This is a genomic window from Paenibacillus sp. P3E, assembly GCF_001909045.1.
GTDB lineage: Bacteria > Bacillota > Bacilli > Paenibacillales > Paenibacillaceae > Paenibacillus_AQ > Paenibacillus_AQ helianthi.
Window position 1 is genome coordinate 16,430 of record NZ_LVWH01000193.1, and the last position, 24,128, is coordinate 40,557.

The following is a 24,128-nucleotide window of genomic DNA, read 5'->3' on the forward strand; positions in this document are numbered from 1 at the left end:
CCCGCTCATCACCTTTCTTCAACACTGGGTACACCATTAGAGTTTAGTACATATCGGGATAATTCTCCTAAATCATCAAGAATCACGTCCGCATCAACATAACCTGAAGTATCTGTTTCATTTCGTTTCCAAGCTGCCTTCATACCAATCCGCCCAACTCTGGTGGACGACGAAAAAGTGTTGCCTGCTCAAAACTATAGGCGATGCTGATTAGCGTGGGCTCACTGAAAGCCCTCCCGGAAAAGACAACACCAAATGGCCCCTGCGTTGAATCTCCATCCGCATCTATTGTTCCTTTTGCTGAATAACCGGCGGGCACGGTAATAAGGGGATACCCTAACCGGGCAGCTATATACATACCATCAATGTCACCGGGTAACATTAATGCGTCTAAACCGTGTTGATCGAGTGCATAGTCAATCCCTTGCGCTACAGCCAGATGATTATATTCTTGACGCTTAAGCTGATAGGTTGTCTCGATTAACGCATTTTGTTCCGAGCGAATGAGATTATCTTGGCCAAATTTCAATGCGGACGCAGCGTGTTTCTGATTATATTCAATCAGTTCTTGAAGAGAATGCACGGGGATATCCGGGTTCAATTTCGATAAATAGCGATTCAGGCCTGTTTTGAATTCGTAGCAGATTACCTCATTGTTCCATGAATGCTCCTCCAAATGGAGGTCCACAGGATCGATAACTGTAGCACCTTGCTTACGCAGAACTTCAATGGCGGCTTCCATGATAGAAAGTCTTTCTTCATCCAATGACCGATAGTAATGTCTGGGAATCCCAATACGGGCTTTACGTAGAAAGTCCCGGTCGAGATAAGTTGTGTAATCATGAAAAGTACGATGCGGACTATTCCATGTTGCCTTATCGTTTTCGTCAACCCCGGCGATTGTCCCGAGTAAAGTTGCTGCATCAGTGACCGTCCTGCAAATGGGTCCTGGTGTATCCTGACTTATGGAGATCGGGATAATACCGCTGCGGCTCGCAAACCCTACAGTAGGCTTTATTCCGACGAGAAAATGTTGGCTGGCCGGCCCAATAATCGAACCCGCGGTTTCTGTTCCTATCGCTGCTGCTGCCAGGTTTGCTGCTACCGCTGCAGCCGATCCTGAACTTGACCCGCTGACGAAAAGCTTACCAGGTCCATACGGATTCAATACGTACCCGCCTCTGGAACTGTATCCAGCCGGCATACGGTTAGACATAAAATTCGACCACTCAGTCATATTGGCCTTACCTAGAAGAACTGCGCCGGCAGCGCGGAGCTTTGCGGCAATGAACGAATCTTCAGGAGCAAACGACTCAGCTAATGCGATTGAACCAGCGCTCGTATGCATCCGGTCATGCGTATCAATGTTATCCTTAAGCAGGAGTGGAATTCCGTGCAGCGGCCCTCTACTACCTGTTGAATTTCGCTCAAGGTCAAGATTCCTGGCTATTTCAAGCGCATCCGGATTGATCTCTAATACGGCATTGATCAAAGAATTATAACTATGTATGCGTTCTATATATGCAAGTACGAGGGCTTCGGATGTACACTCACCCGAAGACATTGCACTTTGCATGCTCACCATATCGGCTTCCAGTATCCAAGCTTGTAAGTTGATGCGCATATATCTAAATACCCCCACTACTGGTATATTTTCGTACAACCGTAATGGTAACATGCTGCCTTGCCAAGGGTATAGGGAAAGTTTTAATTAAATAATAAAGTATCGTTATCATAAGCTTCTGGACCTAACAAATACAAGTACAAAAACCACCCGTTCGTCCGCTGCTCAGCGGTACGCCGGGTGGTTGAGGTTATTTGGAAATTGTCTGATGCACACAGTTCAGAACATGCCCTAGCAGTCTACGCCTTGCTTTCCGGGATCCACACCTTCATCTCGCCGCTGCCGCGGTTGCCCCACAGGTAATAGGGAATGGCTGTGATCTCTGCGGCTGCCACAGGTGCCTTCGCTTTGCTGTATAAGCCTCCGCTCCAGCCTGCCTGCTCTATCCGGCTGCCTTTGCTTTTTACCACTACCGCTCCGCCCAACAGCGAACCCTCAAAGCGTTCCGTGAACGAAGCGGATTCATTTAATGTAATTGAGCTCAGCGGCGCACCGTTGTCGGTCTCCTCCAGGCAATAGACCAGCGGGCCCCGCTGGATGGCTGTCTTCCCGGCATCTGCACGCAGCTCAGGATGGGCGTAGACCCGGTGCGCTTCCATAGGCAGCTTCAGCTCGACGATATCCCCGGCGTTCCAGACTCTGCGGATCACGCAGTACCCCTTCGTTAGGCCCTCATCCATATCAAGCTTTTCGCCGCCCACCCGGATCTCCGCGCCGTTGCTCCAGGAAGGAATGCGCAGAGCGAGGCCGAACTCTCCCGGCTGAGCCGGATTCACCTCCAGCGTGACTATTCCTTCCCACGGGTAGCTGCTCTGCTGACTGACCCTTACTTCTGTCCCGCCCAGTGTTGTCTTCAATTCACTGCCAATGTACAGGTTGGTATACAGCGTGTCGCCATGAACCGTATAGATATACTGATTCAGCGAGGTCAGCAGCCGGGCCACATTCGGAGGGCAGCAGGCGCAGCCGAACCAGCCCTGACGCTCGGATTTCACATGATGCTTATCCGGATTGCAGGTACAGGCCTTAGGCCATACCTCAAGCGGATTCACATAGAAATAGTGTTTGCCGTCCTGCGCCATAGAGCCAAGAACGTTATTATAGAGCGCCCGCTCCATCACATCCGCGTAGCGCGCATCCGGGTCCACTTCGAGCATCCGCCGGGCAAAAAAGATCAGCCCGATTGAAGCGCAGGTCTCTGCATAAATCGTGTCATTGGGCAGGTCGTAGTCGAAGGTGAAGGCCTCACCCTGATGTGTGGAACCAATACCTCCGGTAATATACATCTGCTTGCCCGTCATGTTGTCCCATAATCTCACACAGGCATCGCGCAAGGCTTCATCTCCGGTGATCGCCGCCAGATCTGCCATCGCCGTATACATATAGACCGCACGGACGGCGTGCCCCACCGCCTTACTCTGCTCCCTCACCGGGAGATGGGCCTGATTATAGGCTGGATCCATGCTGTCTGTCGGTGTTCCGCTCCAATGCGCAACCCGGTTACGGGCTTCCCATTCCTGCCGCAGGAAATTCGGCTCCTGGCCTCTCTGATCAATAAAAAAGCTGCTTAGCTTCAGATATTTCTCCTCACCTGTCAACCGGTATAGCTTCACCAGGGCAAGCTCGATTTCCTGATGTCCGTCATAGCCCTTCAGCTTGCCTTCCTCCGGTCCAAATATGGAATCGATATGATCGACCATCCGGCGCATGATATTCAGCAGCTTGTCCTTGCCCGTCGCTTCATAATAAGCAACCGCAGCTTCAATAAAATGGCCTGCACAGTACAGCTCATGACAATCCTGCAGGTTCGTCCAGCGTTTGCCGGGTTCCTTAACAGTAAAATAAGTGTTCAGATAGCCATCCGGCTGCTGCGCTTCGGCGATCAGGTCAATGACCACGTCAGCCCGGGATTCCAGTTCCGGGTCACGCTTCAGACGGAGCGAGTAGCCTACCGCCTCCAGCCACTTGGCGACATCGCTGTCCTGGAACACCCAGCCGTGAAACTGCCCTTTTTTTCTCCCCGCGGCAATTTCGAAGTTGGCAATCGCTTGGCTCGGCTCCGCATCCGGTACACGGTCATGAAGCGCTTCATATTGATATGGAATGACCACATCCTGCACCAGACGGATATAACGACCCCAGAATTCATCCTGAATGGTTACGGACGGTTGGCCCGCTGCTTGATGAATCTCCGATATTTTGTTCATGTTCCACTACTCCTCCATGTTTATTTTCTTCTCGCTAATTGCAATTATAGACGGTAAAATAAATAAAAAACAGGATCAGAAGCAACCCTGTTTTTGTACTATTTCACACTGATATATTTGCAGTGTGTCCAACAAATAAACGATTATTAAGGAGCAGAAAATGGCACATAATCCATCCTATATTCATCTGGCGGCACCGCCCTTTCCATATTTCCTGGAAGGCGACCGTACCTTGTATCAGCCGGGGGATCAGCATCCCAGCCGCAGCCGCATGGGAAAATTCGATCTGCTGCTCGTTGAACAGGGCTGTCTGTTCATTGGGGAAGAAGATAAACAGTGGGCGGTGCCGGCTGGGCATACTCTTCTCCTGCTGCCCGACCGCTACCATTATTCGGTCAAGCCCTGTGAAGAGACAACTTCCTTTGTATGGCTGCATTTTCACACCGTAGGTGAATGGATTGAGGCCGAAGGTGAACCGGTATATGCCAGCCGGGAACATCACTTCCAGCAGTTCCTCACCCACCCCTATACCATCCGTGTGCCGCAGTTCGGTCCGCTGCCTGATCCCTTGGAGCGGAGCGGCCAGGCCGAGCTGCTGCTTCAGCTGAACCGTGGAAGACGTTCCAGCGCGGTATGGCAGCAGCAGCGCATCTTCGAGGATATGCTGCGGATGCTGGATCTCGCGCAGCAGGATACGGGAGGAAGTCCTGCCGCAGAGATTGCCGAGCTGACCGAAACCTATCTGCGTAATCACTATTCAGAGCCGCTGACCAATATCAGCCTGGCGGATGCGCTGCATTTCCACTATAACTACCTGGCCCGCTGCATGAAGCGGGTTTACGGGCTGACTCCCATGGAATATTTAACAGATTACCGGCTGGAGCAGGCCAAACTGCTGCTGCTCAAGACGGAGATTCCCATCGCCGGCATTGCCGAACGCACCGGGTTTGAGAGTACGGCCTATTTCTCGCGGCGTTTCGCCCACAAAGTTGGCATTTCACCGCTGCGCTTCCGCAAACGTTATTCCCGCTAAACTCCGCGTCATGGAATATTCCGGTTCAGCTAGAAGAGCCGAAGAATGCGCCAAAGATTAGGAAGCAGGACTAGCGCGCCTCCCCGCTAACCCGGAATTCATGCAGGTCCCGGTTATAGGACAATCCCCGGATTCGGACGGAGTGGGGTGTATAGGCTCTAATGGGCCCCCCGGGCTCCACAATCCCTGCTCCGCTTTTTACGGCTACGGTTACATTGATCTCCGACAGCGCGGCAGCCAGCAGCTCCATATCACTCACCAGCACTTTATAGATAAAGCTCATTCGTATCACTCCTGCCTTGCGTGTAAATTTCAAGTATGCTTGTCATAAGGCTTCGTCACCCGAATAAAACCTCTTCCGCCGGACATGCTAAATTACGTTCATAATCTTATTGTAGAGGGGTATGTAATCATGGGAGTTCTTAACGGCAATCCTAAAGACGAACCTTTGCACTACGGCGAAATTTTCAATCTCTGGACGTTCTCGGCTGCAGCCAAAATGGCCATATCCACTTATCAGGCTTATCATTACCATGCCGGGGACAAGGATCTCAAAAAAATCATTGATGACCTCATGGATCAGGCCCAGCATGAAATCAAAGACTGTGATAAGCTGCTGAAGAACAATGGGTTTACACCTCCGCCATCTCTGCCGGACCGCCCCTCTGTCAAGATGGAGGATATTCCGGCAGGAGCCCGGTTCTCCGATCAGGAAATTGCCGCAGCCCTTTCAAGCGGTGTCTCACTGAGTCTCGTCGTATGCAGCCAAATCATGGGCATGTCCATCCGCGAAGATATCGGTATGATGTTCATGAAGATTCATGCACAAATGGCTGCACTCGGCTTGGCTCTGCTGAAGCTCAACAAGGAGAAAGGCTGGCTGGTCCCTCCCCCGCTCGAACTCAAGAAGCGGGAACCCGTTCACGCCTAAGATTTCAGACTGTTTATCCTGCGCAAGCAGGATTTTTTGCTTTTCAGCTATTTTTTTCCATGGATGCGCATATTCATTAAGACATGTTCTCCCTGAAGACATGCCTTAAAATCTGGAGATGTTGAATATGCGATTTTTACCAAAGTATGCCATCATCCTGCTGTCCAGCTTGCTGATTGCCGCAGGCACGAACTTCTTTCTGGTTCCCTACAAAATACTTGATGGGGGAATTATCGGCATCGCCCTCATTATTAATTATATTTCCGGAGCAAAAATCGGACTTGCCATCGTCTTTTGCAGTCTCCCGGTCTTTTTGCTTGCCTGGATCAAAGAGCGGGATATCTTTTACAGCAGTGTGATGGGGCTTATGGTTTCCTCCTTTCTGATCGAGCTTCTGGGACCGCTTCAATACTACTTTCTGTATTATGTGGAGCTTGGTTCGATCTCCAGCGCGATCATCGGCGGGTTCCTGATGGGCAGCGGTCTTGGGCTCATGCTGCGCTTCAATGCGAGCACAGGCGGTACCGATCTGCTGGCCAAGTTCATGAAGCGCTACATTCCGCTTAATGTGGGGGTCATCATTTTTCTGACGGATATGCTGATTATTGGTGCAGGCGGCCTGCTGATCTCCAAGGAAACTTTTTTTCATTCCATCCTGACCATCCTCTCCGGCGGAGTGGCAACCGGTCTATGTACCCTTGAAGACGGAAAGCAGAACTAAATACACATATACACGATCATACGTTCCCATTATAATAAAAGCAAGACACTGCGCCCGCTGTACAGCAACCAGCCGCTGGTCGATGCGGAAGATCCCACACGGCGCAGCGGCATTGGGCCGGCAAAATCGGCGGCTGCAGCGAGGAAAAGCGCTATTGCAGCATGGACAACAGCAGCCGGGGAATCGCAGCGAGTGCAGCCTGCTTCTATCTGCACATCGCAGATCATCACATCCGGCCGCACACGCAGAAGTTCATCCCTCGCTTCAAACGGATCTCCCGCCTTCGGGCGGGCCACCCTCTTTGGGCTTCTTCTCCCGGGCCGGCACAAACGGAAGCTTCTGCTCAGGAGCCGGTAATTCAATCGTCTGGGGCGCTGTCTCAGGAGCTCCAGGCAGAGCCGGAAGAACAGCAGCTGTATTCTCCGTTTCGAGCTGTTCCATAGCCATTTCACTTACATAAGGAGCATTTCGCAAAAATGCCGCAACCGCTTCCCCGCATTCCTGTGTCTCCAGCACAATTACAAAACCATCCCGGCGGATCACCTCTGCGCTGTCAGGGTTCTCTATAATATCTTCAGGCAAGTAGGTAAAACTGCAGTCCATGGTCTCACCTAGTTGATGAATTACCGTGAATGCGCGGATATTCTCCAGCTGACAGTTCTCTTCAAAACGCAGAAACGCTCTGAAACGCGCGGATGCCCCTTTGGACAGATCAGCTTCAGAGTATACAATGTCCGTTCTCAGTGCTATTTCCTCCGGTGTCCTCACCTCTGATGTACCGGCAGACCCGGTTTTTAGAAACTGTAAATAGGCTTTCAGTTCTTCAGCCAGCAACGCACAGTCTCCGTCTGCGTGATCTCCATTCTTGATCATGATCGTCTCCAGCTTGGTAAAATCAAACCTTGCAGAATGAGGTCCGACAGCTCAGATGCATTATATGGAGCATCGGGGTGGCCACGTAGATAAAAAAAATCTTCCATAATATGGGCAAAAAGAGAAATATTCGTATAACCCATCACAGCAGCCGAGCCTTTGATTGTATGCATAATCCGGAAGATAAGGTTATTATTCTCAGGTTGAAGGGTTTCGTGCTGCTGCAGCGATTGCAGGGTCTCAAATATAAACAAATCAAGCAGTGAATCCTCCGGAAAAGAGCCTGACATTGTATTCTCCTTTCGGCCCATCAAGTGGGAAGTGTTATCATATTATGTTAGATTTCTCCATTTTTATATCGAAAGTTGGAAATAAAAAGCGAATATCTATTTCAATATTTTAATAAATTTTTATTATTTAAGTGAACATTATGAATATAGGTTGATCTTTTGAGAAATTGCAGCGACAATCGAATATATAACACTCCAGGGGAGGATCGAACGAAGTTGGATAGCACAAGCAACAACAGCAATACTTCTGCGCATGATATTATCGACCTGTGCCTGCTTGCGGGCAAAATCATGCTGCAAAGCGGTGCGGAAACCTACCGCGTGGAGGACACCATGAGCCGTATGGCAGCATCGCTCGGTTTTCCGGGAGCACACAGCTATGTGACGCCAACCGTCATTATGTTCACCACCAGCCGGACGGAACCGGTGAAGCTGTTTCGTATCGCGGAGCGGACCACAGATCTGCAAAAGGTATCCGAGGTCAACGACATCTCGCGGCGCCTGAGTGAACGCCAGCTTACCGCCAATGAAGCCCGTGAGCGGCTGGGTGTAGTGGACGATGCAGCTCATGCTTATCCGGCGTGGCTGCAGATAGTAGCCGCTGCCTTGACAGGAGCCTGCTTCACCGTGATGTTCAAAGGCAGTCTATGGGATGCGCTGCCGGCCATCCTGGTGTCCGGACTGGGATTTGCCGCAGCAACATACCTTCACCGGCTGGTACAGATCCGTTTTTTCGCGGAATTCACTGCTTCCTTCCTGATTGGACTACTCGCATTCCTCTCCGTGAGGCTCGGTATAGGTCAGGAAATGGACAAGATTATTATCGGTTCGGTCATGCCGCTGGTGCCGGGACTACTCATTACGAATGCAGTCCGTGATCTGATGGCTGGACACTTAGTCTCCGGCCTCTCCAAGGGAGCCGATGCATTCCTGACGGCGTTTGCGATCGGAACAGGCATCGGGCTTGTGCTGTCACTTTTTTGATCCCCTATGTGAAAGAGGTTAACTGTTCATGATTTTGCAACTGATAACCAGCTTTATTGCTGCTGCCACCTTCTGCATTCTGTTTAATGCGCCGGTCCGAGCATTGATACAATGCGGTTTTGCCGGGATGGTGGGCTGGATGCTGTATCTGCAGCTTGATGAAAGATGGGACACTGTGGTCGCTACCTTCGCGGCTACGGTAGTGGTCGGGGTGATCAGCCAGGTCTTTGCCCGTATCTACAAAATGCCGGTCATTATCTTCAGCGTCGGCGGCATTATCCCGTTGGTCCCGGGAGGTCTGGCTTATGATGCCATGCGCAAGTTCGTCGAGAACGACAACAATCTGGCCATCCAGTTTGCTGTTCAGGCTCTGCTCCTCTCTGGAGCCATCGCAACCGGACTTGTGCTCAGTGAAGTGCTCGGACAGATGTTCCGGCGAAAGCATGTCCGAAGCACTTAAGCCCGCCGTAAACGGCAAGCCCAGTAACATACCTCTCTACCGAAGCATAAAAAAGCTGCTCTACAAGGTCATGAAGATGACAAGTAGGAGCAGCTTTTTTTCTTACGTCGGGGCGTTCGGGTGAGCCGTATCATAAGTAAGCACAAAGTTATCGTTATTGTTTTGATGGGCAAAAGAACCTTGTCCAATTGTATAGTTTTTGACATTCATAGGATGAGGGAAGTGGGGGTATACAGGCTACGGTTCTTTAATCTTAAACTAGATCATTTGTAAGCCTACAAACCGGCAGAATGGAATACACCCAAAGCACTTCCATCGACCGACTTTGAGTAAAACTTGAAGCGATACGACAGCCTATAAATACCAGCATATGGTATAATTAATTGAGGTCTGTACGCTGATGAAAGAACCCCCAACTGGAAACCTTTATAGGAAAAGAGAAATTTTATGGAGGTGAAAAGAAATGCAATCATGGAAGTGTTCCACAACAGATTCCTACTTTGACTTATTAGATTTTCATGATGCTGTTGTAGAAAAAATAGAATTAAACGAATATCAAATAATTGTTGATATTGAATCAATTAACATTTACCACAACGAATTGCATGTACTGATTTCAAGGACTTAGAAATCTTGGAATTTGAACGTAAAGAGCACGCCGAATATAACTTGTATAAAATATTTGGTTCAGACAATGGATTTTGTGAATGGAAAGTCCAAGCAAAAGGTTTATACCTTTACTGGAATGATTTCGTGGCAGATGCTTGGTTTGTTAATTGACGTAAGGATACATAAAACATTGGATTTCATTCTAATGAAACGAGGATATTTTGTATGGGAAATCCTTTAATTAATTTCGATATAACAAAATCTTTGCAGGAATTAGATGGAGATGATTGGGGCGAACCTACATACAATTCTAACCTTGTTAAAAACGTTCATCGTCTTAGAACAGTACCACTAAAAGATTTCACAAATGAAGACCTAAGGTTAATGATTGGTCAGAAATTCTGTTTAGCGTATCTTGTCCCTATTGCTCTTGAACGATTAGCCGAGAACGAGTTTGTATCAGGAGAGGGGTACACTGGTGATCTGCTTTGTGCCATGTTAGATATTGGGTATGAGTTTTGGATGGAAAACATTGATTTGCATTGGGAGTTTAATTCAATTGTTATTGGTGTTAATTATTGTCTTGAAGTATTAAAACCATTGTTAGGACAGTACATTCCTCCAAAAAGTGAGTAGTCAAATAAAATACGGTGAGCCTTATCATAGATAAGCACAACGTAGAAAAACATTTTTTGGGAGGAATATGTAATGGAGATTCACGAATTAGTAAACCAAAAATATGCGCTTCAATGATATATGAGTAGGTGAATTGTATTAAAGGAGATTATTTTAATGGAGACAAATAGAAGGGAACTATTGCTTGAAATTCTATTTGTTTCAACAGCTAGTGAAGCCGAAAAGGATGATAGTGTCATAGATCTAGCAGACTTTGACGATGATGAAATAATTCAAGCCTTGGTTAAAGCGTCGAATAATAACAACGTTAGTGACAAGGTAAAAGGTAGTTGTGGTGAATCGTTGGCTCATATTTGGCTTAGGAGACAAGACATTGATTATGATTTGTTATTACATTTAAACGGCATAGCTTTAACTGAAGTCCTTAGTGTAATTAAGAATGAAAAAGTTGAATGGTATGAGAATTACATGCAAAGGAAAACCACTCCATTTTGAGGAGTGGTTTTGTCTTTATATCCTGATATATATGTTATGGTCAAAAGGTATTTTGTACTTAGTCAGATTATTTTTTGATAGCTTGCAATGTCCAGCCATCTGCCAAATTTGTTACCGATCTCTTTGAACAGCGCGCTTTGCTCATATCCGTGTCTGGTGAAGAGCCGGCGGCTTGGTTCATTGTCTGAGCATACCGTTGCCACCAGAACATGAAAATCGAGCTCGGATGCCCGTTCCTCAATGAAGCTCAGCGCTTTGCCGCCGAGTCCTTGTCCACCGCTGCCGGGTCTCAGGTAGATGCTGATCTCACCGGAGGTATCGTAGGCCTGCTTGTTCTTATGTCTGGCAATCAGAACATAGCCCTGCATTTCACCGTCCTGCAGAATGGCGTAGGACTTGAAACGCGGGTCACCGCTTAACACCGACTCGCGCATAGAAGCCGAATCCAGCGGCACGGTGTGAAAAGAAACCGTAGTATTCAATACGTAATAATTATAAATATCTACTACTTCAGCCAGGTGCTCCTCCCCAATTTCCATAAAAGACAAACCGTTCGCTGCTATTCCCCCCATGATTAATCCTCCCAGATCGCTGTTTCCAATTGATCGACAAATTTGCGGAGCTTTCCGGCAATTTTCAGGTTAATGGCCCCGTTCTGATACATTTGCTGCACCGTATTCCGCTGTTCCTGAATCGCCTGCAGCTTCAGCTCAAGCTTCTGGTCATCGACAACGCCATCCTTAATCCAGCCGTCCCCCTCGATAAGCCGGGACTCCATCTGCTCATATTTGTCAATAACCTTCTGTGAAGCCAGACGGTTCTCTTCACTCATTCCGGCGCTAACGGCAGAGATGGCAGCCTGGCACATTGAAATCTTGGCCATACGGGCACTCTCGGCATTCTGCGCTGCCAGCCGCCCTTCATCGCCGTTCAGCCTGCCGGAGAATAACCCCGAGAACAAGCGCTGAATTTCAGTGAGCGAAAATTTGATCTGGGTGTCGAGCCGTTTGCACATCAAGGCTTCCTTGTGATCCAGCAGTTCTTCCATCTTCGATGCTACGGGAGCCGCGACGGAGCCGTTCTCGAGCATCCGGCGCAGTTCCGTACGCTCAGCAGCAATCGCATTCCGCTTCGCCTGGACCCCCAGCTGCCGGAAGTGTTCCGCTTCCGGATCGTCACCCATTTTCGGAGCGCACAGCTTATCAATTTTGTCTGTGAATTCCAGCAATACCGGCTGATTCCCGGGCAGCGGATTCTCCGAGACCAAGCTTCGCAGCATACTCATTCCAGCGTCAATCACTACCGATCTTGCCGACAGCTCCGAATTGACCGTAACACTCTCCACCACAACCGTGTCTTCCTCTTCCGCAAGGAGCGGCAAAAATATGCTTGCAATCAACAGTGACACTAGAATGACACCTGCCGCAAGAGCGATAATCAGGTCCCGCTGCGGGAAAGGTGAACCATCACCCAAAACCAGCGGAATCGAGAAGGCACCTGCCAGTGTAACCGCTCCCCGCACACCCGAAATCGATGTAATGAGCTGCGACTTCAGCGGAGATCGCGGTGTCTTGAGCCTCCGGCTCTCAAACAAAGAGTATGCATACACCCACAGAAACCGCAGCACAATCAGCAGCGCTGAGATCGCCAGCACATAACCGGCCACCATGAAGTTGTTCAAGGAACTATCGTTGTAAATCACTTGAACGACGTCCGGAACCGATACCCCCAGCATCAGGAAGACCAGACCATTCAGAACCAGCAGCAGCACCGACCACGTGCTTGCAGAGACAAGCTGGAGCTTGTATTGCGGCGATACAGCCCTGTCCTTCTCGATGGCATACATTACGCCCCCTGCCACTACAGCAAGAATGCCCGAGACGCCAATCTCTTCACTGACCAGATAAATAATAAAGGGCGTAAGGATCTGCAGAAGCACGTGAATGGTAACATCCTCCATACCGAAGCGGCGGATAAACACACTAAGCCGGATCAGCACAAATGACAGCAGCGCTCCAAGCAGCAATCCTCCAGCCGCGATACACACAAAGCTTATCGTCGCCTTGGGAAGCGAGAACATCCCCGTAACCGCCGCAGCAATGGCAAACTTGAAAGCGACCAGCCCCGATGCGTCATTCATCAGCGACTCTCCTTCAAGGATGCGGTGGATACTCTTTGGCAGATGCACCTTCCCGGCCAGCGCACTGACTGCAACAGCATCGGTAGGCGAGAGAATGGCAGCCAGCGCAAAGGAAGCAGCGAGCGGTATGGACGGAATCATCCAGTGGATGGCATATCCGGCGACAAATACCGTTGCAAAGACCAGCCCAAGGGACAGCAGCAGGATAGGTGCCCTGAGATTCCAGAGCTCGTCGCGGGGCGTCCGCCGCCCGTCATTGAACAGCAGCGGAGCAATAAACAGCACAAAAAACAGTTCCGGTTCAAAGGTCATATGGATTCCCGTCGGGAACGCGGCCGCAATAACACCCAGTCCAATCTGAATCAGGGGAATCGGCACAAATGGGATGAACCGGTTCACGATATTGGAGACCGCGATCAGTCCCAGCATTAACAGTACAGCAAGAAACGTCTCCAAACCCTCAACTCCCCTGATGTAAAATCATGTAATCGGCTTTACCATTGCTAATGGGTTAACCTACCTTTCTCGGGATGACCGTTGCTTCCCTCCTCTTCATATTCAAAAATATCCTCAATGCTGAGCTTGAAGTATCTTGCCAGCTTAAAAGCCAGAATGATCGACGGGTTGTATCTCCCATTCTCCAATGAGCAGATCGTCTGTCTCGACACCTCCAAGGCCTCCGCAAGCTCTTCCTGCTTAATGCCCTGCTGCTTTCGGATTGCCTCAAGCTTGTTCTTCATCGCTGTTCCTCCAGGTCATGTAAAGCTAGCTTTACATAGAACAATATCATTTTCACCGCTAAATGTAAAGCATGCTTTACAAAAAACTGAAATTGTTCATCGTTTAGATGGTTGACAAAAATATTTATTCGTGTTATAATATAAGTTTTTGGATTTGAAACCACTTCAAAGTTTATGTATGATATGCATTAGCCTGACGGCACATTCTTATCTATTGTAATGGAGGGATATTATGCATATCGCCAAAGGAATTGAAATGCTGGAGATTACCGTGCCGGTGATGGGCGGAACAGACACGTTCTGCCCTGCCTTGATCTGGGACGAAGCAGGAGCTGTACTAATCGATACCGGAGTACCGGGAGCTGCACAGAAGTTCAAGGAAGCGGCCGCCGAAGCTTCTGTACCTTGGGACCTTGTGCGGACCATCCTGATCACACACCAGGATATCGATCATATCGGCAGCCTCCAGGCTCTCCTGGAACAGAGCCAATCCAAGATCACCGTATTCGCACATGAAATCGAGCGGCCTTATATCGAAGGCGACAAGATGCTGCTGAAGCTTACTCCTGACGCAGTGGCTGCCGCCGAAGCCGCGCTTCCGCCGTCAGTACCGGAGGAGTGGAAGCGTGCTTTTCTCCATGTGCTGGCACATCCGCCCAAAGGAAGAGTAGATCAGACGCTCACCGGAGGGGAGTATCTGCCCATCGGAGGAGGAATTACCATCATTCATACTCCGGGCCACAGCCCTGGTCATCTGAGCTTATATCATCACGCCAGCCGTACGCTGATCGCAGCCGATGCACTGACCGTGCGCGGCGGCCAGCTCAGCGGTCCCGATGCGGCAGCTACACCCGACATGGCTACAGCTCTCCAGTCTCTGCACAAATTTGCTGAGTTTGAAATCGATCAGGTGATTTGCTATCACGGCGGCCTCTTCCGTGGTGATGTGAACCGGCGGATTGCCGAACTGGCCCAGGGAGACCATTAATTCCGTACTACGGGAGGGATGCTCCGGTAAACATAATAAGCAGGAGCGGGACCGTGTACACCGGTCTGACTCCTGCCTGTTATTTTAACAACGATCCAGCTCAAGCTTTGCGGCTATTTACTCAGGACTCCGAAACTACCGTAAACCGCTCACCGATATGCTGCGGCTGTTCGAGCTCATCCACAATGGCAATAGCATAATCCGCATAGCTGACATAGCTTTCGCCTTTGGAATTGGAGAGCAAATGATCCTTGCCTTTCTCATAGGCACCCGTTCTGGACCCTACGGCAAAGTTCGCAGATGGACTGACAAAGGTCCACTTCAAGTCCTTAGTGCCTTTGAGAATCTCTAGATTCTTGCCCTGGTTCAAGGCCGTTGGCTTCACAAAATCAGGGAATCCCGGGGTATCCACCACTCTCACGGTTTTGGCTTCATCCACATACAGGCTTCCCGCTCCGCCCACAACGATCAGGCGTGTATCCGGCGCAGCCTTCAGCGCTTCAATCAGCACATTTCCGGCATCCACATGCAGATGCTCTTCCCCAAATGGGGCGCCAAAGGCATTAACCACAGCATCAAAGTCCTTCAAATCCTCTCCTGTCAAAGCAAAAACATCTTTCTCCACGACTGCGGCCTTGCTGCCCGCTACTTTGGACGCATCCCGGACGAATGCCGTAACTTCATGCCCCCTGTCCAGCGCTTCCTTGGTGATTTCGCTTCCTGCCTTGCCGCTTGCTCCAATAACTGCAATTTTCATGATAAGTACCTCCTAAGTATAGTAGTGCATCAGGCCAGCTGCAGGATATCCTGAACAATCTCCCGGTCCACATCCAGATCAAACTTGCGGCCCCAAAAGCATTCCGTTCCCTTTTGCCGGATTCGTTCGTAATCCTCAGCCCGGAGTGTTCTCGGGAATTCCGGTCCGGTGTCCCAATCGGTATAGCGTTTGATTTCATTAACAACCCTATGCTTAAAGCTGCTGTTCAAGATAATCGAATGAAAAAAGATTTCGTCTCCGCAAAAAGAGTTTTTAAACAAACGGACGTAACCGGGATTACTACGGATATACTCCAAAATGTACTCCATACACTCTCCGGTAACCGACATCCAGTTCGAACCTTTGTACAGGGCATCCGGCAGATTCTTCAGGCTGCGCTTCAGCACCGGCACCGACATCACCAGGTTAATGTACCGGTTGCGGATCTCCGAGACCGTTTTGGCCCGCGAGACGAGGAATCTCGGATAATACACAGACACTCTGTACATACACCCCCACATTTCCGCATCATTCGGCAACTGTAGATGTTTGACGAACTCTTTACCCTGATTTTCCTTGAAAAAGTCAACGATCGTCCGGTTTGGAACCAGCGGCAGATCCTGCCCGCTTATAATATGAATATAATCGAAGTGCCCCTGCTCACTTATCAGCTCAAAGGATTTGAGGATGCACTCAATCTGACCGTAATGGCCCCACTGTACATCCACAGGCTGCTTCACAAAATGAATGTCTTCCCGGTGGATAATCTGCGCCTCGATCCCGCTTTTGCGGTCCACATGGAGAAAGAATTCCACATGCTCATCCGTTAACGATTCCAGCAGCAGGTTGATCTGCTCCGGGTTCTTATGACAAAGGACAACATATGCCATTTTGAAATGATTCAAAACATCCATCCTTTCGCTCATTTATTTCCACATATTATAGGGGAATGCGCGAAGATGAACAAGTTTTGCTGTTCTTTACGGCTTCACCAGCAGCTTAACACCTATATTCCATGGGTCGATAACCGTTACTATGCCATCCGCCACATCCACTCTGTATCCGGCGGAACGCACCCGTTCAGCTACGGCATCACGTTCCTGAACACTTGGCAGCAGCAGGGTAAAATAGTCAATGCCCGCCGCATCGGCCGGTGCTGCCGGAGCACCTTGTCCTGCCCAAACGTTCAGTCCCATGTGATGGTGATACCCGCCGGCCGAGATGAACATCGCCGCATCACCGTACGCAGCCGTCTGCTCGAAGCCCAGCGTATCGACGTAGAATCTCTTGGCCTCGCCAAGATCGCCCACATGGAAATGAACGTGCCCGATCACGGTACCTGCAGACAGTCCAGTCCATGCCAGACCTTCTGAAGCGGCCAGCAGACCATCCACATCCACCGGATCTGTTGTCATCACAACGTTCCCGTTGGCCTCATACTTCCAGGTATCCCGCGGACGGTCGCGATAGATCTCAATTCCGTTATTATCCGGGTCCTGAATATACAATGCCTCACTGACGAGATGATCTCCCTGGCCGACATGAATTCCCGAATCAATCAGATTGCGCAGCACCAGTCCAAGGCTCGGACGGTCCGGTACAAGAATGGCGAAGTGATACAGTCCTGCGGCAGAATTGCGTCGGAGCACCCGCGCATTCTCAATCTCCCGCAGGACCAGGAGTACATGCTGGCCGTCCGCCGTCATTTCCACTTCACGCCCAGTCTGGCGGAGCACCTTCAGTCCAACTACATTCTGATAAAAATCAAGCGAACGCTCCAAATCGCTTACCCGAATCTGCACAAGTCCAATTTCCAAAGTTTGCGGTAGTGTTGCTGCTGTTGTCATATAAACCCCTCCTGGATTTAACTAAGATATCCAATTCCCGCGATTGCGGTTAGTCTTAACAAGTTCCAATATTACCATTCATGATTGTAACAGTTTCAGTTACATATTAACTAACTTTAGTTTAGTAGCATTCCATAAGTTTGTCAATTACCTTCTCATAAAAAAAAGCCGACCCCATCGCGGTCAGGCTTGATCAGAATTGAACTGGATGCCATTCCAGCCAGCTACAGCTTGTATTCATGCGTCCTTGCCCCGGTATTCTGCTGTTCTAAGCTCCCGAATATACGGCTCCAATTGGGGCATTTGTGAGTCTATGGCCTGTTGCACAGCCCGCTCAATATCATATGGAACCCTTACGAACTGCAGATTCAGCGATGCCTGATCACGGCTGCCGTAATCTCCCTCCAGAACGGTATACGAGGCCTGTGTAATATCCAGCGGATTGCCGACACTCCCTGCATTAAATAAAGTTTTTCCTCCCGGATGCTGAAGATATGCCCCGTGGATGTCCCCGTATCCGGCCACATCCGCCGGCAGCTGTTCGCCACACAGCTCTGAAGGTTCAAACAGCGATAAACGCAGCGCCAGATCGTCCCAGGGCTGGATACGCTCATTTACGCTCCGCGGTGAAGCATGGAACAGACGGATGTATTTTCCGCTCATCCAGAACTCGATGGAGAATGGCAGCTTGCTCAAATACGCTATTCGCCCGGGTCCGAGGAGGGCCTGGTGCCATTGTATCGCCTCAAACTCACTTTCATTTGCGATGTATTCATCCCAATTGCCCCTGACCACTTTCTCACAATGCTGCCGAATCAGGTCAACCGTCAGATCCGAATTGGGTCCCTTGCCTACAAGGTCCCCCAGACAGAAGATCCTGTTGATCTTGCGCTGCCGGATATCCGCCAAAACGGCCTCCAGAGCGGTTACATTGCCATGAATATCAGAAATAATGGCGATTTTCTCCACGTATGTACCCTCCGATGCTGTACTGATATGTAGTATCTCTTCGTTCAATTAAGCCTTTTATCACCGCTATAGACTCTTCTTTCAGACGTTGCGGCTTGAATCCATTCCATTAAATCTACCTTACTGAATAGAAACTGGTCATCGACCTTGATGAATGGAATCCTTGTGCCCCCAAAGGAACCCTCATTTCTTAAAGGGGAATTTTCCGCCTTCATAAGGTTCTTCACCTGATCTTCGCTGATTCCCAGTAAGATAGCAGTCTCTTGAAGTGTGAGCATGGGCTTATTCTCCAAAGCTTGTGCTTCGGCTGCCTGCCTGCTGCTTGCCTGCCGATCATTGCTGATAACCACACAGCCGATAATAATAGATAATCCCAGAATCAGGCTAGCCGCTAGAAGCGATAATTGATTTTTCATAAGCATCTCCTTGGTTCAGGTACCGCAGTATTCTATAAGCCAGCAGTCCTTATATTCCCCTTCATGCCATTCATGCTCCGGAAGCAGCTTTTTACGCACAAACCCGTTTTTCTCATACACCCGCAGCGCCCGGTGGTTCCAGCATTGCGGGTCCATGACAATTTTATCCGCCCGCGTGATTTCCAGCAGGAAGATAACCGTCTCCCGCACCAGCTGCGAGCCAATGCCCTTATTCCAGAGTCTTGGTTCACCGATAAACTGGTCCATTCCGTAAATCGAACCTGCAAAATCCGTATATCCATACTCTGCCCGCTCATCGTCATCAATGGGATAGAACTGAACGTAGCCTATATCCTCCGACCCGTAACGGACAATAGCGCGGATCATCCCCTCCGGGGTATCTTCGTAAAAATGCTCCTGCACCATTGCCAGATCATGCGGACGGTCACGGCCTTCGTAATACTCCAGGACAACCGGATCCGACAGCCATTTCACCAGCAGCTTAGCGTCTTCCGGTTCCAGATTTCTAACACTGAGGTCTTTCTTATGATAAAGGATCAGGGCATAACACTCCTTTCCATATATGTTTGCAATCCGCGTTACATCCGCTTATCAATAATATGCTTGTTCTCTCTGATCTCTTTGCGCAGCAGCCGGATTTCGTCAATCAGTATATCCAGTTTGTCTGAAGTCCGGGATCCGTCCACAGCCTTTCTGATTACGATCAAAAGCGCCACCAGACCCATCAACCATAAACCGAGTGCAAAAATCAACATCAATCCTCTCCCTTCGGCGAATGCATGGTGTTAGTCTACTGCACTTGGAATATTGTGTAAAGCAATAGACAGCCTTAGCCAGCTTGCCGTACATGTTCTCATACAAAAAAAGTGACCCCGCCAACGTCCGGCAGGGCCAAGGTCTATTTATAAGGGGGTCATGGGATTACTATAAGCCCTGAAGCTTAAAAGCGTATGAAGAACAAATAAAGGTTTGCTGAAATTGTCGAATCCGGTGCTACGCACAATAAAAAGATCCCGCCGAGGCACAGCAGGATCTAAGCAAAAATCTATCCACTGGGGGGTGGAGAACTCAACTATACTCCCCGAACCTTAAAATTACATAAATTCCCGCTAAATGTTTTCTTAAATTTTATTTACCCATTCGCGTTAAATTTAGCAGCCGGATACTCTTATGGCCCGCTTCCACCCGAAGCGGCTGTCCACCCAAGCCTGTTCTTTTTCACATATACATACGGCAAATCTGCCTTTGGCACAACATATAAATTCCCGTAGCGCGGATCGTTTTGGATTCGGCCTTCAGATACTTCTCCAGTAAAAGCAAGTACCGGATGCTTGAGGAGCAGGCCTTTTCTGACAGCAAGCTCCGGGCGGTGGAGTTCCTCCTGTGCTTGTGATCAGGCTGATTTTACCATAATGGCTTTAGGCTCGCACGTCTAAGCACAAAAAAAGGTATCCCGCAGTCATCAATATGATGATGGGGATACCCTTACAGAGACGCTAAACCCACTTCAAGACACCGGAATCTGATTCACAATCTGATCCAGTGTAACCTCCTGCAGCACATTTTCCATCGCTTGCTGAGCGAGAGAAAAGACAGGGATTATGGCTCCGGCAATATTCTGGCCAACCGGGCAGCTGGGATTCGGATGCTCGTGAATAGAGAACAACGAATCCGCCTCTACCGCATTCACAGCTCTATAAATTTGCAGTAATGTTATTTCGGCCGGGCTTCGCGTAAGCTTCGCTCCCGCTACACCGGGACGGACCTCAACCAGCCCTGCCTTATGCAGCATGCCTGTAATCCGCCGGATCACCACCGGGTTGGTGTTGACACTGACTGCGATCCATTCCGAGGTGCTTTTGCCTTCCTTGTTGCTATCGATCAGCGTCAAAATATGAATAGCCACCGCAAACCGGGTGCTGATGTTCATGGAAATCTCTCCTTAGTGCGTTACCCCATAGATGCAACTATAATAGTTACATTCTATCCGGTTGTCAATACCTGCAGTAGCTCGGCAACCTCAACAGGGTACTTCTTGGTCAGCCTTGATTTGCCCAGGTTGCTCTTCACAATCTTCATCAGCCGGGCATCTCTGCTCTCCGCATATTTACGCAGCATGGCAAATCCGGGCTCCGGCAGTCTGGCGGCAAATACACTCAGACTATATTCCAGACCCTTGGACAACACGCGAAAATGCTCCGGGTCGGCGGACCTTGAAGTCTCTCTGCTGATTCCCTCCATAATCCCGTCTGCCACCTCCAGACAATACAGAACATTGGGCTCAGGCTTCAGCAGCGGCGGATGTGCCAGTGCTGCAACAAAAGCGCGCTGCTCAAGCAGTGTAGACCCCGCACGCCATCCTTCTAGCAACTGCTTAAGCAGCACAAAATCATACTCGCCAATGGATTGCAGCCCCATTGCTGCGGCCTCACGAATCCTCCATCTGGCGTCATTCATCGCCGCTCGCAGGAATCCTTCCGCCTGGCTCCGCCGTCCGACAGCCCCATGGGCATAATGGGCTCCGCAGGCCCAGACTGCACAGAACACCAGGAATTCCTCCGGATCACCTGCAGCAGCTTCAGACTCAGGGATCTGCGCCCAGGCAGTGATTAGCTCCCAGGCATCCTCCGTCACATCAGGTTTGGCACAAAGGCTGGCAAAGCTGCCCGCCAGTGCGAGGTTGGCCCTCGGTCCGGGCAGGCCGCTCTTCTGAAGCATATCATGGGTAAGCACCGGCCATTGATCACGGTTGTTCATCTGCTGCTGTAGTGTTGCCGGTAGGTTTGGACTTTCTTTCATCTCATTGCCCCGTTTCCCTGCGCTTCTACTGTCTGCAAATGATTCCCTGCACATCATAGGGGTAATCTATTTGCTTCTTGACAGCAAGCATGGCAGCTTCTCCTGCCAGAAGCGACATTATATATAGTCCCAGATCAATGGAGGCAGAAACTCCGCCTCCTGTAATGACCTTGCCGTCCTGTACAATCCGCGTCTTCACTGTCTGTTCGCAATACGGCTCCAGCAGTTCATAAGCGGAAGGATGAGTCGTAGCCCAGCGGTCCTGCAAAAATCCGGCCGCTCCCAGCAGCAATGAACCCGTGCACACGGACACCTTATAGGGGACCTCTTCGGCTCGCCGAAGCCAGGAGATGAAGGGTTCATCGTCCAGCAGCTTTCTCGTCCCCATTCCGCCCGGAACAAAGACCAGGTCATATTGCCCCAGATCCGGCTGAACCTTGCCGATCTGAACAACCAGTCCCTGCTCATCCTCCACCTGTCCGGTGAAACCGCAGATGTCCATCTCCAGCCCTTGGTCTGCTTCATAGGCCCCCAAACGGCGAATCACATCATAAAAGCCGGCAAAATCCAGAAAAGTGATACCATCAAAAAGTACAAAAGCTATACGCATCTTATCCTTCTCCTCCCGGCAATTCCACGAATTATTCGCTGTCATACGCCTGCAAAGCCACCGGTAAGGCTTGAATAACCCCGTTACCAGCAGCCGGCAAGCCCAGCAGGACTGCACTGATAACCTCTTCTCTCGTGGCTCCAAGCGCCTTGGCATGCTTCACATGAAAAGGCAGACCGCTTTCAAGACGCATCGCCGCCAACACCGAAATATAGGCAATTTCTTCTGTCTTCGGATCCAGATGGCTTGCGGCATCCAATTTCTGAACCGTCTCCATCCAGGCTTGCTGCTGCTGTGGAGCTTCCTTCATAAAAGTCGCAAAGGCATTACTTACTTGCGGTGTATTGTCCATTTGATAACCTCCATTTCGTATAATGAGCCTTTCAGGCACTTGTCAGGATAATCGGCTTACCCTTGGTGACTACGATCGTATGCTCATACTGGGCTACCCGGCTGCTGTCCTTCACACTCAGTGTCCATCCATCCGACTGCTGCTCCACGAAATCCGTTCCTGTTGAGAGGAACGGCTCAACCGTGATGACCTGCCCTTCCTGCAGCACAGTGGTTACACGCGGGTTATAAAACGGAAGGATCTCAAAAGGCTTCTCATGCAGCGATCTGCCTATGCCGTGGCTGCAGAGATTCCGCACTACTTTGTACCCGCGTTTGCGGGCTTCCAGCTCCATCATGCGGCCGATTTCGTTAACCTTCATCCCCGCTCTCAGGTGATTGATAACACTCATCATGGTCTCTTCGGTGCTGCGGCATAGATGGACAATCTCTTCATTGAACGGCGGCAGTTGAAAAGACACCCCAGCGTCCCCGTAATACCCGTTAAGCTCGGCGGAAACATCAATGTTAATCAGATCACCCGCCTGAATAACCCTGGAGCCCGGAATTCCGTGAGCTACCTCTTCATTGATACTGATGCAGGTGCTTCCCGGAAAATTATAGGTGACCTTGGGAGCAGACTTCGCGCCGAACCGCTCCAGAATCGCTGCTCCCACCCTATCCAGCTCAGCGGTTGTCATACCTGGAACTACACTTTTTCTCATTTCCGCTATAGTGTAACCTACTACTTGGCCTGCTGCCTTAAGACCTTGCAAATCCTGTGCTGTATCACTAGTCATCTGCCCACATTCCTCTCGGTTCATATCACTTCACTGGCAAATCTGAATTTGTTCTTATACTTATTCCTGTATAGAGTGATCGGAGTTCAGGGTAATCCTGTCACCGGAAACAGATCACTCTGCATGAAATCCATTTCGCATTGATGAATCCGAAAGCATTCTAGCAGCCGCTCAACAGAACAGCCAGCGGAACCGGCACGATCAGCAGCAGCCTTTTCATGGGTTCCACCTCCAAATTCTTATGTATTCTCCAATTATATCAGTCTTGTGAACCAAATAACATTCTATCACTTTTGCAAAAAAAAGAACCTGCAATGTCTGCAGATCCTTCCCATTAAGTTCTGGTTGATACGCCATTTTATATCTGTTTCATCAACCAATTCTGTTTGCCTATCAATTTCATAAGCTCAAGCTGCTGCTCCCCCCACAGCATATCTTCTTCCTCGTCCTTAACATAATCCTTAAATAGATCATAGGAAATCGGATCGCCAATCATGGTTTCAAGGATCTCGCCAACTTGGCCTAAGCCGCTTTTTGAAAGCTCCACATCATATGTAAGCCATTCTTCGATATCTTCGTATACCGGAGCTTCCTTCACTACACCGTTCTTGACGACGCCGCCAAGATCAATAATACGGTCAATGAATTTCCCGACAAACTGCATCTCTTCCTCTGCGTGTTCTGCATATTTCTCCCCAAGTTTTGACAAACCCTGGCTGGCAAAAATTCTGGACTCTATTCTGTGTCCGACAGACTGCTGCGAAAGCATGGTTACTAACATCTGGAATAACTCGATAGTCTTTTCATGTTTAGCCATAATGAATTTCTCCTCATATACTATTTTTTAT

At 49.6% G+C, this 24,128-nt stretch carries 30 protein-coding genes; 8 read left to right on the forward strand and 22 right to left on the reverse strand.

The annotated features are described in order from the left end of the window. Positions 1-139 precede the first annotated feature (139 nt). Both A3842_RS23220 and A3842_RS23225 read right to left on the reverse strand, forming a co-directional pair. A complete protein-coding gene (locus A3842_RS23220; protein ID WP_074102885.1) occupies positions 140-1,624 on the reverse strand; it encodes an amidase family protein in 1,485 nt (494 codons plus the stop codon). A 239-nt stretch (positions 1,625-1,863) separates the two neighbouring features. Beyond that, entirely contained in the window at positions 1,864-3,831 is a 1,968-nt protein-coding gene (locus tag A3842_RS23225; RefSeq protein ID WP_074102886.1) for a glycoside hydrolase family 127 protein, read from the reverse strand. 160 nt (positions 3,832-3,991) lie between these two features. On the opposite strand from A3842_RS23225, the gene A3842_RS23230 reads away from it, so the two are divergent. Continuing rightward, the gene (locus A3842_RS23230; RefSeq protein ID WP_074102887.1) at positions 3,992-4,864 is read left to right on the forward strand and encodes a helix-turn-helix transcriptional regulator; all 873 of its coding nucleotides are present in this window, start codon (positions 3,992-3,994) and stop codon (positions 4,862-4,864) included. 70 nt (positions 4,865-4,934) lie between these two features. On the opposite strand, the gene A3842_RS23235 is transcribed toward A3842_RS23230, so the two are convergent. Further along, the gene (locus tag A3842_RS23235; protein ID WP_074102888.1) at positions 4,935-5,147 is read right to left on the reverse strand and encodes a hypothetical protein; all 213 of its coding nucleotides are present in this window, start codon (positions 5,145-5,147) and stop codon (positions 4,935-4,937) included. A gap of 129 nt (positions 5,148-5,276) precedes the next feature. On the opposite strand from A3842_RS23235, the gene A3842_RS23240 reads away from it, so the two are divergent. Further along, on the forward strand, positions 5,277-5,795 hold the full coding sequence (locus A3842_RS23240) for a DUF3231 family protein (RefSeq protein WP_074088516.1): 519 nt from the start codon (positions 5,277-5,279) through the stop codon (positions 5,793-5,795). Between the two features lie 127 nt (positions 5,796-5,922). Next, the gene (locus tag A3842_RS23245; protein WP_178382101.1) at positions 5,923-6,516 is read left to right on the forward strand and encodes a YitT family protein; all 594 of its coding nucleotides are present in this window, start codon (positions 5,923-5,925) and stop codon (positions 6,514-6,516) included. A 29-nt stretch (positions 6,517-6,545) separates the two neighbouring features. Here the strand turns inward: A3842_RS23245 and A3842_RS23250 are convergent, their stop codons facing one another. Genes A3842_RS23250 through A3842_RS23260 form a run of 3 tightly spaced genes read right to left on the reverse strand, consistent with a single transcriptional unit; the run spans position 6,546 to position 7,679 of the window. Beyond that, positions 6,546-6,812 (reverse strand): hypothetical protein, encoded by a 267-nt coding sequence (locus A3842_RS23250; protein WP_074102889.1) that lies wholly within the window; start codon positions 6,810-6,812, stop codon positions 6,546-6,548. Further along, a complete protein-coding gene (locus tag A3842_RS23255; protein WP_074102890.1) occupies positions 6,781-7,389 on the reverse strand; it encodes a hypothetical protein in 609 nt (202 codons plus the stop codon). The genes A3842_RS23250 and A3842_RS23255 overlap by 32 nt, the downstream gene beginning before the upstream one ends. Next, a complete protein-coding gene (locus A3842_RS23260; protein WP_074102891.1) occupies positions 7,386-7,679 on the reverse strand; it encodes an Hpt domain-containing protein in 294 nt (97 codons plus the stop codon). The genes A3842_RS23255 and A3842_RS23260 overlap by 4 nt, the downstream gene beginning before the upstream one ends. A gap of 216 nt (positions 7,680-7,895) precedes the next feature. On the opposite strand from A3842_RS23260, the gene A3842_RS23265 reads away from it, so the two are divergent. From A3842_RS23265 to A3842_RS23280, 4 genes are all read left to right on the forward strand, one after another. Beyond that, entirely contained in the window at positions 7,896-8,663 is a 768-nt protein-coding gene (locus A3842_RS23265; protein WP_074088513.1) for a threonine/serine exporter family protein, read from the forward strand. A 28-nt stretch (positions 8,664-8,691) separates the two neighbouring features. Then, entirely contained in the window at positions 8,692-9,123 is a 432-nt protein-coding gene (locus tag A3842_RS23270) for a threonine/serine exporter family protein (protein WP_074088512.1), read from the forward strand. An 834-nt stretch (positions 9,124-9,957) separates the two neighbouring features. Beyond that, on the forward strand, positions 9,958-10,368 hold the full coding sequence (locus A3842_RS23275) for a contact-dependent growth inhibition system immunity protein (RefSeq protein WP_074102892.1): 411 nt from the start codon (positions 9,958-9,960) through the stop codon (positions 10,366-10,368). A 156-nt stretch (positions 10,369-10,524) separates the two neighbouring features. After that, positions 10,525-10,863, forward strand: a complete 339-nt coding sequence (locus tag A3842_RS23280) for a phospholipase D-like domain-containing protein (protein ID WP_074102893.1) — start codon at positions 10,525-10,527, stop codon at positions 10,861-10,863. 62 nt (positions 10,864-10,925) lie between these two features. On the opposite strand, the gene A3842_RS23285 is transcribed toward A3842_RS23280, so the two are convergent. Genes A3842_RS23285 through A3842_RS23295 form a run of 3 tightly spaced genes read right to left on the reverse strand, consistent with a single transcriptional unit; the run spans position 10,926 to position 13,743 of the window. Continuing rightward, on the reverse strand, positions 10,926-11,435 hold the full coding sequence (locus A3842_RS23285) for a GNAT family N-acetyltransferase (RefSeq protein WP_074102894.1): 510 nt from the start codon (positions 11,433-11,435) through the stop codon (positions 10,926-10,928). A 2-nt stretch (positions 11,436-11,437) separates the two neighbouring features. Next, positions 11,438-13,459 carry a Na+/H+ antiporter gene (locus tag A3842_RS23290; RefSeq protein WP_074088510.1) on the reverse strand — a complete coding sequence of 674 codons (2,022 nt, stop codon included), beginning with the start codon at positions 13,457-13,459 and terminating at the stop codon, positions 11,438-11,440. 47 nt (positions 13,460-13,506) lie between these two features. After that, the gene (locus tag A3842_RS23295) at positions 13,507-13,743 is read right to left on the reverse strand and encodes a helix-turn-helix transcriptional regulator (protein ID WP_074088509.1); all 237 of its coding nucleotides are present in this window, start codon (positions 13,741-13,743) and stop codon (positions 13,507-13,509) included. Positions 13,744-13,975: 232 nt separating this feature from the next. Here A3842_RS23295 and A3842_RS23300 point away from each other — a divergent pair, with 232 nt between their 5' ends. Further along, positions 13,976-14,731 carry an MBL fold metallo-hydrolase gene (locus A3842_RS23300; RefSeq protein ID WP_074102895.1) on the forward strand — a complete coding sequence of 252 codons (756 nt, stop codon included), beginning with the start codon at positions 13,976-13,978 and terminating at the stop codon, positions 14,729-14,731. Positions 14,732-14,852: 121 nt separating this feature from the next. Here the strand turns inward: A3842_RS23300 and A3842_RS23305 are convergent, their stop codons facing one another. The 13 genes from A3842_RS23305 to A3842_RS23360 form a co-directional block, all read right to left on the reverse strand. Continuing rightward, positions 14,853-15,488 (reverse strand): NAD(P)-dependent oxidoreductase, encoded by a 636-nt coding sequence (locus A3842_RS23305; protein WP_074088507.1) that lies wholly within the window; start codon positions 15,486-15,488, stop codon positions 14,853-14,855. Between the two features lie 29 nt (positions 15,489-15,517). Beyond that, entirely contained in the window at positions 15,518-16,393 is an 876-nt protein-coding gene (locus tag A3842_RS23310; RefSeq protein WP_178382399.1) for a beta-1,6-N-acetylglucosaminyltransferase, read from the reverse strand. 75 nt (positions 16,394-16,468) lie between these two features. Continuing rightward, entirely contained in the window at positions 16,469-17,335 is an 867-nt protein-coding gene (locus A3842_RS23315; protein WP_074102897.1) for a VOC family protein, read from the reverse strand. A 237-nt stretch (positions 17,336-17,572) separates the two neighbouring features. Further along, the gene (locus A3842_RS23320; RefSeq protein ID WP_074102898.1) at positions 17,573-18,304 is read right to left on the reverse strand and encodes a metallophosphoesterase family protein; all 732 of its coding nucleotides are present in this window, start codon (positions 18,302-18,304) and stop codon (positions 17,573-17,575) included. A 44-nt stretch (positions 18,305-18,348) separates the two neighbouring features. Next, complete coding sequence (locus A3842_RS23325) at positions 18,349-18,720, reverse strand: helix-turn-helix domain-containing protein (protein ID WP_074102899.1); 372 nt, start codon at positions 18,718-18,720, stop codon at positions 18,349-18,351. 15 nt (positions 18,721-18,735) lie between these two features. Further along, on the reverse strand, positions 18,736-19,314 hold the full coding sequence (locus A3842_RS23330; RefSeq protein WP_305953395.1) for a GNAT family N-acetyltransferase: 579 nt from the start codon (positions 19,312-19,314) through the stop codon (positions 18,736-18,738). Positions 19,315-19,319: 5 nt separating this feature from the next. Then, the gene (locus A3842_RS32675) at positions 19,320-19,496 is read right to left on the reverse strand and encodes a hypothetical protein (protein ID WP_178382099.1); all 177 of its coding nucleotides are present in this window, start codon (positions 19,494-19,496) and stop codon (positions 19,320-19,322) included. Between the two features lie 752 nt (positions 19,497-20,248). After that, a complete protein-coding gene (locus A3842_RS23335) occupies positions 20,249-20,671 on the reverse strand; it encodes an Rrf2 family transcriptional regulator (protein WP_074088501.1) in 423 nt (140 codons plus the stop codon). 53 nt (positions 20,672-20,724) lie between these two features. Beyond that, positions 20,725-21,540, reverse strand: coding sequence for a hypothetical protein (locus A3842_RS23340; protein WP_074102901.1), 816 nt, complete (start codon positions 21,538-21,540; stop codon positions 20,725-20,727). Positions 21,541-21,565: 25 nt separating this feature from the next. Beyond that, a complete protein-coding gene (locus A3842_RS23345; RefSeq protein WP_074102902.1) occupies positions 21,566-22,150 on the reverse strand; it encodes a DJ-1/PfpI family protein in 585 nt (194 codons plus the stop codon). A 31-nt stretch (positions 22,151-22,181) separates the two neighbouring features. Beyond that, complete coding sequence (locus tag A3842_RS23350; RefSeq protein ID WP_074088498.1) at positions 22,182-22,502, reverse strand: carboxymuconolactone decarboxylase family protein; 321 nt, start codon at positions 22,500-22,502, stop codon at positions 22,182-22,184. A 31-nt stretch (positions 22,503-22,533) separates the two neighbouring features. Then, the gene (gene map / locus A3842_RS23355) at positions 22,534-23,280 is read right to left on the reverse strand and encodes a type I methionyl aminopeptidase (protein ID WP_074088497.1); all 747 of its coding nucleotides are present in this window, start codon (positions 23,278-23,280) and stop codon (positions 22,534-22,536) included. Between the two features lie 358 nt (positions 23,281-23,638). Continuing rightward, on the reverse strand, positions 23,639-24,097 hold the full coding sequence (locus A3842_RS23360; RefSeq protein WP_074102903.1) for a ferritin-like domain-containing protein: 459 nt from the start codon (positions 24,095-24,097) through the stop codon (positions 23,639-23,641). Positions 24,098-24,128: the final 31 nt, after the last annotated feature.